This is a genomic window from Salinibacillus kushneri, assembly GCF_900111405.1.
In the GTDB taxonomy this organism is placed as follows: Bacteria; Bacillota; Bacilli; order Bacillales; family Alkalibacillaceae; genus Salinibacillus; species Salinibacillus kushneri.
Window position 1 is genome coordinate 107,820 of the sequence record NZ_FOHJ01000008.1, and the last position, 13,534, is coordinate 121,353.

The window sequence follows — 13,534 nt, forward strand, 5'->3', positions numbered from 1 at the left end:
AGGAACCTCCTAACTTGAATTTTTATTGTTAAAAAGTACGCATTACTCTAAGTGAAAAAACTTCACATTTCTTAGACCTAGCTCATTAGGTGATATTAAAATTCACATATACTCAATAGTATAGTATATTTTCAAAATCTTCTTTTGAATATCAACGTACTTTTCATAAGCTGTACTGAATTCAGCGAAGTCACTTATTTGGTAAAATTCAATTTTAAATAGTTCATCAGCAAGATAGTTAAGATCTTTATCAATTTGTTCATCTTCGATTAAATCTGCTGCTTGTTGTAGAGCAAAAGGTTTATCTGCTACAACCATAATAAGTTCTCCTTGGCTATTATCGTTGTTTTTCTGAAACAAACCTAACAGTTCATCATTACTATAAGTAAAGAAAGAGTTGAGGTTTTTGTCTTTTGGAATTTTCACTTCTCCTGATGGACTTACTGATTTAGCAGCTCTTTCAATTAGCTCTATTACATTCTCAATTGTTTCATCATTGTGTTCATTATTGAAATAGTTTGAATAAATATCTGTATCAATCACTATTTCAACTTCGTTGTACTTTGGTTCTGGTGTAATTTCTTTTTCATCATTTTTTTCTAAATCAATTGGTTCCTCAATTGATTCCTCATCTGTAATCATATTTATAGCAATTATAAAAACCAAAAATATGAATAGAACAATAAAAATTTGTTTCTTAATAATACCCCTCCCAATGTAATTAACTTGACTGTTAGTTCAAGAGCAATTATATAAAAGAGAGAAATGTGACCTTTTTCATCTGATAACCTCTCTATTTTTTTGATTATACAAAGTTTCGAACCTAATTCTTTACTAATTCCAATGATTCCTTGTTCAACTATCCTGCCTCGTTCGTATTATAAGGTTAGCCAGAAATTACTGGTTGACCTTATCTTATTTGGTCTTATCATTTACATTGTAGCCGGGCTAGAACATCCCTGCCCGTGGGAGATAGATCCCGTCAACTAAACTGTTCGCCCCCTACTTGTAGAAACATGATTGAGGCTGGTTGGGACTAAGATCCCATATAACAAGCGAAGCTGTGATACTACAAGAAGGTTAGGGGGTACCGGCAAATACTTCTTAGGAGGAGATAAGCAATGAATCCAGTAGTAGGTCTGGATATAGCTAAAGGAGAAAGTCAGATTCAAGGTTTTCTAGATAAGAAGAAGCCTTATAAAACTAGTTTTAAAGTACCGCATACCTTGGATGGCTAGAGATATTGCTTCACTGTTAATCGAGATTGAAAATAATACTGAAGTACGACCTCCTGTCGTACTAGAATCAACCTGGCATTATCAAGCACCAGTTGTTCAATTCTTAGATAAAAAGGGTTCCTTAACCATTTTGTTTCTTCACAATTACACATAAAAACCTAACCTTTTTTCTCACAAATAATAGAGAACATTCGGTGAGGTATTTCCAATTTTTCTCCTGAAAATTTACTTTTTAAAATTTTATCTAACTCATTATCGAATTGCAGTATTTCTTCCTTAGACAAACTTCCACCTATTTCTGTCGAAGTTCTCATTCGACCTCTCCATTCCTCGTGGGTAAAGGTAATTAATATATCGAATGTAAAGGTTTCGATATTCGAAAAACCGACTTCGTAAATCTCCTCTATCCATTCTGGATAAAAGCCAAAATTACTTTGCCCTTTAAACTTACCATTATATTTAGAAACAAGTTTTTCTGTTTCAGATACTATATTATTCCCAATGGGAAGTTGGTCAAATTGAGCTATAATAAATTTCCCGCTATCTTTTAAAACTCGTAAGGCTTCGCTGCTTGCTATTTCCGTAGGTAAGACCTTCCAACAATGAACCGCTGTAATGACATCAAATGTTTCATTGTTAAAAGGTAATTTTGTAACATCACCAAGTACGTAATCAATTTTTAATCTCTGGTTGTTCCTTTTTTCTGCCTCATTTAAAAGCTCTAATGAATTATCCAATCCAGTAACATAGCACCCTTCGTTTGCTAAATCGGTAGCTACCAAACCATTAGAAGTAGCAATATCTAATACCTTTTGATTTTGAAGAGCTACCCCGAATTCTTCCTGCAATTTTTTATAAAACTTTATTGGATATCCACCACGGTATTTGCTAAATTCTTTAGCAACATTACTGAATAAATTCCCCATTAAAATCTTCCTTTGCCAATTTTTTTATTTAGTTCAACAAGTAATCCTTATTGAAGGATACTGCCTCGTTACTTCAACAGGAGGAGCTACTTGTTCCACTAAAGCCCCCGTTAATGAAAGAAGATTATTTATAATGAAATACTCATAGTAATTGTCCTGTTTTTAAAGCCCAGACTTTCATATATCTTAATTGCTTGATTTCCATCAAATACGCTTAAACGAATTTCGGAGTATCCTTCTTGTTTCAATTGTTCAACACCTGTTTTAATCAATTGTTTTGAAATACCTTTACCTCTGTATTCCTCTAAAACAAATAATTCATAAATAAATCCGAGTGCCTTACCTGAAAACTGGTCTTTGCTTCCTCCTATAAGAATCCAACCCGTTAGTACACTGTTTTCAGTTGAAATTAAATAATAACTCCCCTTCTTCAAAAGAGGTTCTACCAGTTGTTTTGCTTTTTCAATCGTTGGTTCTGCTTCACCTAAAGTTCCCTCAAATATCGCTTGTGGAGAAAGTGCTATTATCTTTTCAATTTCTACCTCATTTGGTTTTCTTATGTCCATTTCTCAACTCAACCCTTCCAATAACTTTTAGAATATTACACATATATTCAATACACTTTTATGTAAATATGGGATTCCTTTTTCAACATTATGCTTCGGTAGTTTAAGTATGTTCTTTCACAAACTCTACATTTATTTTAACATAAATTAACAATTACCCTCTTGGTTAAAAAATCAGCATCGCAAATAACATTCAAATTTACATAGGAAATAGCACATTGACAACAGCTATTGACATTATGCTATTAGGGTTGCGCTGTTGTATGCTAATTAAAGTGTTAATATCCAATAAACATTGATAGATAAGGAAAAAATAACAGACCAAATCATATGCGACTTGGTCTGTTATTGAGTATGCTATTTCGTATGTTTTTCCACCGAAACGGAACTACTTCCTTTTAGACAACAGCCTTTTTATTTTTCTTTTACGATCGACTCCATTCCCGATTATAAACAATCGTTTCATCAATAATCGTTTGCTGGACCTCGGCATTTGGAATTTCCCTTCGGTCGATAGAAAATAAATCTTGATTCAGGACCGTGAAATCTGCTGCATAACCAGGTTCAATTTTGCCATGTTTATCCTCTTTTCCAATTGCGTAGGCTGCACCTGTTGTATATAAGGATACCGCTTCAAATGGTGTTAGACGCTGCTCTTTACCATAAGACTTACCATCTAAGAAGGACATTCGATTTACTGCTGAGGCAATTCCCTGTAGAGGATTGATCTCTTCAATAGGCGCATCCGAGCCTCCTGCACAAACGATTTTAGCATCTAAAAAGGATTTCCAGGCGTAAGCATAAGGTTCTCTCTCATCCCCAATCCTTTCCAGAACCCAGGGGAAATCAGATGAAACAAAAGTCGGTTGAATATCAATGATAATTTGTAATTTAGACATTCGTTCGATTAAAGAAGAATTCGTTAACTGAGCATGTATAATTCGATCACGAATCCCTTCAGCAGGCGGGAATTGCTCAATCATATCCACAACCATTTCCACTGCCTGGTCACCAATAGCATGAACAGCTACTGGCATATTCCGCGTTCTTGCCTTTTTCATTAATTGTTTCATCTCTTCTTCAGATTGAACTTGCACTCCATATTCATTTTCCTGGTCTGCATAAGGTTCTGACAACAAGGCAGTTCTCCCACCAAAGGCACCGTCAGCAAATATTTTCATCGCGCCTAACTCAATCCAATCTGTACCTTGCTTAAACCCCAAATGATGACGATCCATCTCTTCAATAACACCATTATGTACAAGTAAATGAGCACGAAACTTGTGCTTCCTTCCATCAATTGTTCTCGTAAATGAGTCATAGGTTCGTTTAAAACCACCATAGTAATTTAAATCTTCACTATGTCCACCTACAATTCCATGCCTTACTAAATCATCTACTGCCAAGTGAATTGCCTTATCCAAGTATTGAGTTGTAACTTCAGGAATTTGACTCTTTATCAACTCTTGAGCCGTATCCTTAAAAAATCCAGTCATAATGCCATGGTCATCCCGATCAATAACTCCACCATCTGGTGATTGTGTTTCAGGTGTGATTCCAGCTATTTCTAACGCTTTCGTATTGGCAATAATAGCGTGTCGGCATATACGTGTTAGCATAACCGGGCGATCTGGACAAATTTTATCTAATTCATTTCGATGAATGATACGAGGATTATCCCAACTGTTTTCATTAAATCCTTCACCGATTAACCATTGATCTTCCGGAATTTCTTTTGATGCCTTTTCCACTAAATCTAAAACTTCTTCAGGCGATTTGGTATAGGTTAAATCTAATTTCATTAATCGTTCTCCATATCCGATGATATGTAAATGACTGTCGGTAAAACCAGGATACATTACATTCCCGTCTAAGTCGTATATCCCATCTATTTTATCTTGATATTGCTTTTCAAGAAACGCTTTCGTACCGACATCTGTAATCCTTCCATTTTCCGTAAAAACAGCTTCAACGGTTTCTCCAGGTTTATGCATTGTATAAATTGTACCACCGTACCACAATTTCCCCATGCTTATCTCTCCTCTAAGATTTCCTTTATTTTGGCTAGTCTGAAAATGTAAACATTTCCTAAAGTATAGTAAATGAATAGGTCTTACCGCAAATATACTTAACGTTTTGACTCTGTTAAACATAGATGTTGATTTCCACTCCAGTGCGCTCGCTTTCCGCTCCTTGGTAGAAGTAAGCTTTAACACAGTCAATGTTTTAAGTAAAGACAAAAGAAAAGGGCAGTTAAACCTGCCCTTTTCCAAGCTATATCATATTTTATTGTGGCTGTTGTCCGCTGAATTGCTGTTGAGCTACACTTACAAGACGCTTTGTGATTTCACCACCAACAGAACCATTTGCACGAGAAGTTGTATCAGCTCCTAATTGAACACCAAACTCTTGTGCAATCTCTGTTTTCATTTGGTTAAGTGCTTGTTCAGCGCCAGGTACAACAAGTTGGTTTGAGTTTTGGCTATTGTTATTTGCCATGATGTAATCACCTCCTTGTCACTCATTATGGTGTGAAGAGAAGGTGAACATCATGCAAAAAATTTATTGGTATTTGTTTCTTATTAGCCCTAACCACAGTCAGAAAGGGTGTTTCGTATACTTATAATAAATCTTCAAATTCTGATTTAGTTAAATCATGTTCTGTTATGGTGATGGTTTCAATCCCATCTAAAGCTTTATCAATTTCTTCACTAAAGTCAACATGATCCTCAAATTGATGAATTTTTTCCCGACTTGGTCTCGTTTTCGGCTGTTTTGGAACAAAAATCGTACAACAATCTTCATAAGGAAGAATGGAGGTTTCATACGTCCCAATCTTCCTTGAAATGTCAATAATATCCACTTTATCCATAGCAACTAAAGGTCGAATAACTGGATAATTGGTAACTTCATTAATGGAATTCATGCTTTCCATTGTTTGACTGGCTACCTGTCCTAGACTTTCACCAGTAGTTAAAGAAAGGATATTTTCCCGTTCAGCCAGGCGCTCACTAACTCTTAGCATCTGTCTGCGCATAATGGTCATTCCATAATTTTCAGGAACTTCCCGGAATATTTTTTGCTGTAGCTCAGTAAAAGGAACAACATGTACACGAATTTCATGCCCATATTTTGTTAATTCTTGAGCTAAATCTAAAACCTTCTGCTTCGCTCGATCACTTGTATAAGGAGGAGAGTGAAAATGAATCGCTTCAACTTGAACTCCTCTTTTCATGGCAAGATAACCTGCAACAGGGCTATCAATTCCGCCTGAAAGTAATAAGAGAGTTTTACCTGTAGTACCAACAGGTAAACCGCCAGATGCAGAGATCTTACCTGCCATGATATACGTAGCATCATGACGAATTTCCACACGGATTTCAACATCCGGGTTATGAACATCTACTGTTATCCCCTCAGTATTGGATAAAAGGTGCCCCCCCAGAATCTGGTTCATTTCCTGTGAGCCGATTTCAAAACTTTTATTTGGGCGTTTTGTTGTTAATTTAAATGTTTTAACTTGTTCTTCTGCCTTTAATGCCCATAAGGCTCCTTCTTTGATTTTATCAACTGAATTTTCTACACGAATGGCAAGATTTAAAGACTGAATGCCAAATACATCCTGACACTTTTCTATAACTGGCTGGTGATCCTGACCATTTAATTTGATATACATCCGGTCACGTGATTGAATCAACTGTACATTAGAAAACGGTTTTAGCTTATGCTTTAAATTTTCTCTTAACTGTGCAATAAATTGTTTTTTGTTTTTTCCTTTTAATGATAATTCGCCATAACGAATGACGATATGATCATATTGCATGTTATCTACCCCATTACGTCATTTAGTTCATCTAAAACACGAATAAATACCTTACTAAATTCACGAACTTCCTCTTCTGTATTTTGATAGGAAAGACTAATCCTCAGTCCAAAGTGGGAACGGTCCTCTCCCCATCCACAAGCTGCCAGAACAGCACTTTCGTCCGAGTGCTTTGAAGAACAGGCAGATTTTGTAGAAATGAAAATATTTTCCTTACCCAAAGCATGGATCACTACTTCAGGTTTATAATTCGGTACAGAAAAGTTTAAAATATGTGGTGCTCCATCTTCTGGTGAATTCACAACAACACGGTCGTCTTTCTCTAAAGCTGTACGTATGATGTTAGCCATGTTTGTCAAATGGTCAAAGGACTGTTTTTGCTTTTCCATTGTCAATCTCAAAGCTTTGACCATGGCAACAATTCCTGCCAGATTTTCTGTGCCAGGCCGATTAGCAGATTCCTGTCCGCCACCATGTAAAAGGGGGAAAAGGGTTGTTCCTTTTTGGATATATAATGCCCCAGTCCCTTTTAATCCATGAATTTTATGACTCGATATTGAGCATAAATTAATACCAGGATGGGACATATCTAAAGGTATTTTTCCTAAACCCTGCACATGATCGACATGGAAAAATAGTTTCGGGTACTTCGCAGCTATATCAGCAATTTCTGTTATTGGCTGAATCGTACCTAGTTCATTATTCACATGCATAATCGAAATTAATATGGTTTCATTATCTATTGATTTCTCTAACACATCGAGATCTATCTTACCCTCATGATTTACAGGAAGATAAGTGACACGAAAACCCAGTGTTTCGAGAGCAGCGCATGCTTCAAGAACAGAGGGATGTTCAATTTGAGAAGTAATAATATGACGCCCCCGGTTTTGGTGCTGCAAGGCAATCCCTTTTATAGCTGTATTATTACTCTCTGTTCCACCTGAAGTAAAGAAAATTTCCTCGTCATCCACTTTTAACAGATCGGCGGCCTGTTTTTTAGAAGTTTTCAATAATTTCTCAGCCTCACCACCAAATTGATGAATGGAAGAAGGGTTCCCATAGTAGGTTTCAGATACCTTTTGAAAGCTCTCCAAAACTTCTGGATAAGGGCTTGTCGTGGCACTATTATCTAAATAAATCATGAGCCATTTCTCCTTTATACCAAATTTGCAATCATTAATCATACCATATGTTAGTGAAATAGAAAAGCGAAGGCGACTGATCAGGCCCGACTGCGCAATCTGATTATACGAAGTACCTCGCTATTCGTCAGGGAGTCGTTAATGTCTGTCTGGGACTAAGAGCTGCAGAAAAAGAGGAAGAGCCATCTTTCTACCCAAAAGAGAAGCTGCCCTCTTTACTAACGGACAGCTTCTTAATTATCTTCTTATTCCAACTTTTTCAATAAATCATCGATAGATACTGTTTGATCCAATGAATGGTCAGCGACCCAGCTGTCTGTTAACATATACCGTTGCTCAGCTGAGGATGACTCTTTATCCGATTCTTGAAAAACAGATCGAGAATACTCAGTAATCACCTTTTTCTCTTGGCTTTCAACGGTTATTGTCTCATGTAATACGGCATAGTGATTGGGATGCTCTCCATTTGTAGTAAACACTAGAAAAATGATGAGTCCCCAAATACCTGCAGCAAAAACAGCTAATAAATATATCAGTGCATTTCTCATTTTATTCAAGTCCTTGAAACCATATAATCATCATTCAAAAAGCCTTCTAATCGTCTTAAAGCACCTGGCTCAATCTCTTCTAGTGCAGTAGAGGCTGTTTCCAGTGCAACTTCATAATCCCAATTACGAAAAGCTGATTCAGCTTCCGATAACTTTGCCGCAAGTAATGGATATTGACTTCTGTATCGATTCGCATATTGGATGACATACTCAGATAATGTTGCTTGTTCAATTAAATAATCGGTTTGTTCTTTAACCATTTCTATATCTTTTTCAGCTTTGGCTAATAAATGGTTAATTTTCTCCATATTTAACGGGTGCTGAGATAATTGATTTGAAGTTTGATCAATGGTAGTAATCACTTCATTCATAGCCTCGTAGATATATTCAGGCACACCAGGAAGATTACTCTTTTGTAAGCTTTTTCGAATTTGTCCCATTGCTCCAAGCAAAAGATTAATTTGCTGGTTAGCTTCAAGTTCATCCTGCATTAGAGAATTAATTCTTTCTACAAATCCCTCATGCTCCTGTCTAAGATTTTCCCATTGTGACAGCCAGTTTTCGAGGTCTCCACGAATGTTCGCATAATGTTTTTTATCTTTTTCAGTTTCACTGTAAATTTTATCAGCCAAAAGCTTAAGCTGATTCATTTGATTTTCCAGGGAAAGTAATGTTTCCTGATCTTCCTCATTAAATTCATAATTTTCCTGAAGTGTTTTCACTTCTGATTTCATGTCCTGAAAATCTTTGTCCATCTGGAATAGTTCATTTTCCATCACTTTTATTTTTTTCTCGGTAAATTGCTTCGCTAATGCTTCCTGTTCTAATTGGTCATAAATCTCCTGGATTCGCTCTTCTACTTCAACAATTTCCAGATTCACATCTTCAAGATTGCCTTTGTTTAATCGGTCAATAAGTAAGAGAAGACGTTCCTGGTAGTTTTGAATTTCGTTTTCATAACCATAATGTTGAAGGTCGTGACCAAAGCTTTTCATTTCCTTTAAGCCACTCGTTAATTCATCTAATTGCTGGGGAAGCTTTATTTTGCAAGCATGGTATAGGGTAGGAAATTCCTGCATTTTTTCATTAAGACGATCTAAACGTTCACTTACCTGCTGTACTAAACTTTGGGCTTCTATGTAATTTCCATCAACCGTTAATTCGTCAAATTGTGCAATTTCCTCTTCAATTTCATCTAATTCTACATCAAAAACGATATCTGCTTTCCCAAATTGGTAGCGATTTTGTAAAAGATATTTTCTCGTTTCCTTAATACGCGGCCGGACCTCTTCCACCAATTTATGACTATCTTCTTTAGAACTGATTAATTCCTCAACCTCGTTAAACATATGGTCAATAGATGTTTCAATGTTTTCTAAAGTTTGATGGATATGGTCTAATATCCGCTTTGCCTTTCGAAATAAATACCGGTCGGCGGCTTCTTCAGCATCAAATAATTCCTCTTCCAGGTCAGGCATTTTTCTTGTCACAATATGATCCCAGTCAGAACGCCACTTTTCAAAACGTGTTTGCGTTTCCCCCGACAGGTTCAAGTCTTTTATTTTGGATAATTCATCTGTTACATCTTTATTCATAACCGCCAATTTCCATTCTTCTAAATCATCAACACGGTCATAGACTTTTTTTCGCAGGATGAGACCTATTATAATGAATATGATGAATAAAAGCATGGCTCCAATGATGTATTCCATTAAAAAGCCTCCCATCTCATTTCCACATTCCCTAAATTACCGTTCCGGTTAAAATTTGTGTTGTTACTATAATATCATGTCTTCGCCTATTTTTGCTAAATTTTTTCAAATTTCTTTGCCATAAATCCTATTTTCTTTAATTATTATATAAAAATTATCTCTTCTATTAAAAATAAACACTTTTTTTCGAAAGGTGTCGAAATATAATTATAAAAAAAGACACTCACTGGGCCTTTTCAGATCCAATGAGTGTATCGATCCAGTTTTTAATTGAACGTTTATAGGTTTCTATATAGAGATCCGTTGAACGGTTCATTCCTACAATGTTTTTCCATTCATATGACATATTAAAAGGGATATGAAGGAGACCGTAGAATTGAAAGAATAACATTTCTTTTTCAATAGTTGAGTGGGAAGATGAGTTTATAAGCCGGTAAAACCCTTCCTCAAGTATAAATTTTTCTTTAGCTAAATAAGTGACCAGCAGCTCTCTTACTAAAACATTGTCTTTAGAAAGTTCTCTCTGAATAAAACCTGTAAATTGATGATTCTCATGTTTGTAATGTATAATAGTATCTATTAATTGATTCATTTGATTTTTAGGATTTTCTGTTGAATCCATTTCTTTCTGTGCAGCTTCTAATTTTTCTAAATACGTTTCGTAGTATTCAATGATTAAATACTCCAGTAAACCTTGTTTATTTTTAAAATAATAGCTAATCATTGAAACATTAACCTTAGCGTTTGATGCTATATCACGAACGGAAGTACCATGAAATCCTTTTAGGTAAAATAAGTGCACTGCTGCATTAGCAACCTTATCTTTTGTTCTTTGACTCATTCGTTTCCCCCCTATTTACTTTTTTCTTTCTTAATTGGGGTTTTCCTTTTATGAGTTTACAAGAAATTCCGACAGAATCCATATTCAAATAACAAAATTTTTAGGAGGTATTCGTGTTGTTTCAAGCTGAAGACTATTCAGGACAAAAAGAGAAAGATTATGAGCTTGTCAATAAGCAATTGAAAGCTTTAATTGAAGATGAACCAGATATTACTGCAAACTTAGCCAACGCATCAGCTCTCCTCTACCAATTTTTAGATGATGTGAATTGGGTAGGATTTTATTTGTACAAAAATGGAGAACTTGTTTTAGCACCTTTCCAAGGGCTTCCTGCCTGTGTTCGGATCAAATATGGTAATGGTGTCTGTGGAACCGCTCTAAAAGAAAAACAGACGATTCGAGTGGAAAATGTTAATGAATTTCCTGGACATATAGCTTGTGATGCAGCTAGTCAATCAGAAATCGTAACACCTATTTATCAAGATGGTCAAATCATTGGTGTATTGGATATTGACAGCCCTAACCTAAGTCGCTTCGATGAAATCGATCAGGAAAACTTAGAAGCTTTTGCCAAAATTCTTAGTGAACATCTTTAAAACATTAGCTAGTATTGTTGCAAACCGAAATCGTCATTAATTAAATGATGATTTCGGTTTGTTTTACAACACGGTTTTTCCCTTGCTTTTTGGCTATATATAATGCTTGGTCCGCTCTTAGGAAAAGACTCTTCGATTTTCCGTGAAATTTTTCGCCCCAATAAGAAACACCGCAGGAAATGGTAACTTTAGGCTGGGTTTTTTCAGATACTGTTTTGACTAATCGTTCTGCTACATGCTGACCTAACACCATCGTAGTATTTGGTAAATAAATCGCTAATTCTTCTCCTCCCCATCTTGCCGCGACATCATGGCTTCGAATATTTGCTCTAATGATTTCTGCTACCTGACAGATGATTTCATCTCCTACATCATGCCCATATTCATCATTAATCTGTTTAAAATTATCAATGTCAATAAGCAAGAAGGTTCCTTGTTTGCCAACTTCTAAATGTTTATTCATCATTTTATCTAAGTAATTTCGTGAATACAGTTTTGTTAAATAGTCCGTGCGAACCAATTGTTCTAATTCCTCTTTAAGTCTATAATTGACTACCGTTAGCGCTGAATGCTGAACAAGGGATTGGAGAAGTTTGTAGGTTTCAAAGGAAAAAAAGTATTCATTTGGATGTAATACCATAACTAAGCCGATTACTTTTTCATCATGAATCATTGGCACTGCCATAACCGACTTATATGGAATATCCATATCTGCATCATTATTGTTAAAATCCCCAATAAAAATAGTATAAACCTTTTGTTCGATCTTCTTATTTAGAAATGAAAGAAACCATTCTCCTTCTTCAGTAAAAAAGAAGGAAGTGCTTTCATTTAAAACCCTATATTTGTTCCAGTCCTGCTGTTTTTCATCGTAAAGAATAAACCCGACTTCCTCAGCCTTAAACGTACTCATCATTAGGTCTTCTAAATAGGAAAAAGTATCTGATAAGGTCTGTTTTGAGTTTAAGGTTTGCGATGATTGGTTAATTAATTGCAAATCGGTGATATGTCTTCGGGATTGCTGATGCAGCTGTGCATTTTCCAGAGCATTACCAGCTGTCTTCGCAAGAATGGAAATGAATTCAATATCATTTTCCTGAAAGAATAAGTGCTTCGGTTTTAAAACTTGTAAAACTCCATATGTTCCCTGTCTGCCGACTAAAGGTGCATATAAGGATGAAATATGATCCGACATATCTTCAAACTGTATTTGTCCTGTCAGAAACGCGGTAGTACCTGCGTCTTTTTCGTGCTTATCATAGGGAAGTTCATTAATAGGTAAATCTTCTATTTGCAGGTTGTCCTGAGTTAAGAGCAAATGAAAATCAAGCTTTGTGTATAAATCCTTTAACGTACGAATCACTTCTCGAAGAACATCCTCGATATTCATCGTGGAATAGAATTTAGATGTCACTTGATATAAGCGTTCATACTTTGTTTCTTCATTTATAGATTGAAAATACTCGTTCATTTTTTGAATGATTTTACTCGTTTGTTCAACTGTTTCGTTGAAAAAGGAATGATGATACGGCGTCTCTTCGTCCAGCAGGAATAATATAAAGCCATCATTTTCTTTTTCCATATGTAAAGGGATAAGAACAGTTGAAGTACAGCTTACCGGTTTAAAAAACAGGTCATCTCCATTAGGATAATCTGTACCGTTCTCCTGGATTAACTTCTCGAATTCCTGTGCAGTATAAGCCACCTTTTTCACAGGGTAGTCCGATTGAGTTGAAAACAACTGATAATGTTGCGTCGACTCATTCAAAAGATAAATTTTACTTAGTTTCACTCCCATTATCTCTTTTAATTGATTTGAAATATTAGAAATAAACCCTTCAAAAGATTGATTTGGTTTAAAAATCATCACATCGTAAAATTTTTCTTTAAGTACTGTTCTTAATTGTTCGACAGTTTGCACCCCTGTCATATTTATCACCTGAACTTTTTTATTAGGAGAAATTACCTATTTGTATTTTAACATATTCCCGTGATAAAAAATGAAAAAAGTTCAAAATCATTCTAAAAAACTAAAAAATTGTTGTTGCAAATGGAATCATAACGAATGAACTTGACTTATTTGTAAATAAATTCTATAATACTCTTTGTGTAAAATAAAAGGTAGCTTAGGTGAACCAG

At 35.5% G+C, this 13,534-nt stretch carries 13 protein-coding genes; 2 read left to right on the forward strand and 11 right to left on the reverse strand.

Features of this window, described 5'->3' with window-relative positions; genetic code table 11:
* Positions 1 to 102 precede the first annotated feature (102 nt).
* Entirely contained in the window at positions 103 to 666 is a 564-nt protein-coding gene (locus tag BMX63_RS12495; RefSeq protein ID WP_093136189.1) for a hypothetical protein, read from the reverse strand.
* Positions 667 to 1,230: 564 nt separating this feature from the next.
* On the opposite strand from BMX63_RS12495, the gene BMX63_RS18100 reads away from it, so the two are divergent.
* Positions 1,231 to 1,392 (forward strand): hypothetical protein, encoded by a 162-nt coding sequence (locus BMX63_RS18100; protein WP_177167295.1) that lies wholly within the window; start codon positions 1,231 to 1,233, stop codon positions 1,390 to 1,392.
* Between the two features lie 4 nt (positions 1,393 to 1,396).
* Here the strand turns inward: BMX63_RS18100 and BMX63_RS12500 are convergent, their stop codons facing one another.
* From BMX63_RS12500 to refZ, 9 genes are all read right to left on the reverse strand, one after another.
* Complete coding sequence (locus BMX63_RS12500) at positions 1,397 to 2,164, reverse strand: class I SAM-dependent methyltransferase (RefSeq protein WP_093136191.1); 768 nt, start codon at positions 2,162 to 2,164, stop codon at positions 1,397 to 1,399.
* 128 nt (positions 2,165 to 2,292) lie between these two features.
* Positions 2,293 to 2,730: a GNAT family N-acetyltransferase gene (locus tag BMX63_RS12505; protein WP_093136195.1), complete on the reverse strand. Its 438-nt coding sequence runs from the start codon at positions 2,728 to 2,730 to the stop codon at positions 2,293 to 2,295.
* Between the two features lie 425 nt (positions 2,731 to 3,155).
* Positions 3,156 to 4,760, reverse strand: a complete 1,605-nt coding sequence (locus BMX63_RS12510; RefSeq protein WP_093136198.1) for an amidohydrolase — start codon at positions 4,758 to 4,760, stop codon at positions 3,156 to 3,158.
* 256 nt (positions 4,761 to 5,016) lie between these two features.
* Positions 5,017 to 5,229, reverse strand: coding sequence for an alpha/beta-type small acid-soluble spore protein (locus BMX63_RS12515; RefSeq protein WP_093136201.1), 213 nt, complete (start codon positions 5,227 to 5,229; stop codon positions 5,017 to 5,019).
* A 121-nt stretch (positions 5,230 to 5,350) separates the two neighbouring features.
* Complete coding sequence (thiI, locus tag BMX63_RS12520) at positions 5,351 to 6,553, reverse strand: tRNA uracil 4-sulfurtransferase ThiI (RefSeq protein ID WP_093136203.1); 1,203 nt, start codon at positions 6,551 to 6,553, stop codon at positions 5,351 to 5,353.
* Between the two features lie 5 nt (positions 6,554 to 6,558).
* Positions 6,559 to 7,698, reverse strand: coding sequence for a cysteine desulfurase family protein (locus BMX63_RS12525; RefSeq protein ID WP_093136206.1), 1,140 nt, complete (start codon positions 7,696 to 7,698; stop codon positions 6,559 to 6,561).
* Between the two features lie 245 nt (positions 7,699 to 7,943).
* Positions 7,944 to 8,255 (reverse strand): hypothetical protein, encoded by a 312-nt coding sequence (locus BMX63_RS12530; RefSeq protein WP_177167296.1) that lies wholly within the window; start codon positions 8,253 to 8,255, stop codon positions 7,944 to 7,946.
* On the reverse strand, positions 8,252 to 9,958 hold the full coding sequence (ezrA, locus tag BMX63_RS12535; protein ID WP_177167297.1) for a septation ring formation regulator EzrA: 1,707 nt from the start codon (positions 9,956 to 9,958) through the stop codon (positions 8,252 to 8,254). Before ezrA ends, BMX63_RS12530 begins: the two co-directional genes overlap by 4 nt.
* A gap of 223 nt (positions 9,959 to 10,181) precedes the next feature.
* Complete coding sequence (gene refZ / locus BMX63_RS12540; RefSeq protein ID WP_093136215.1) at positions 10,182 to 10,799, reverse strand: forespore capture DNA-binding protein RefZ; 618 nt, start codon at positions 10,797 to 10,799, stop codon at positions 10,182 to 10,184.
* A gap of 116 nt (positions 10,800 to 10,915) precedes the next feature.
* On the opposite strand from refZ, the gene BMX63_RS12545 reads away from it, so the two are divergent.
* Complete coding sequence (locus BMX63_RS12545) at positions 10,916 to 11,395, forward strand: GAF domain-containing protein (RefSeq protein ID WP_093136218.1); 480 nt, start codon at positions 10,916 to 10,918, stop codon at positions 11,393 to 11,395.
* A 40-nt stretch (positions 11,396 to 11,435) separates the two neighbouring features.
* Here the strand turns inward: BMX63_RS12545 and BMX63_RS12550 are convergent, their stop codons facing one another.
* Positions 11,436 to 13,325 carry a sensor domain-containing diguanylate cyclase gene (locus BMX63_RS12550; RefSeq protein WP_093136221.1) on the reverse strand — a complete coding sequence of 630 codons (1,890 nt, stop codon included), beginning with the start codon at positions 13,323 to 13,325 and terminating at the stop codon, positions 11,436 to 11,438.
* Positions 13,326 to 13,534: the final 209 nt, after the last annotated feature.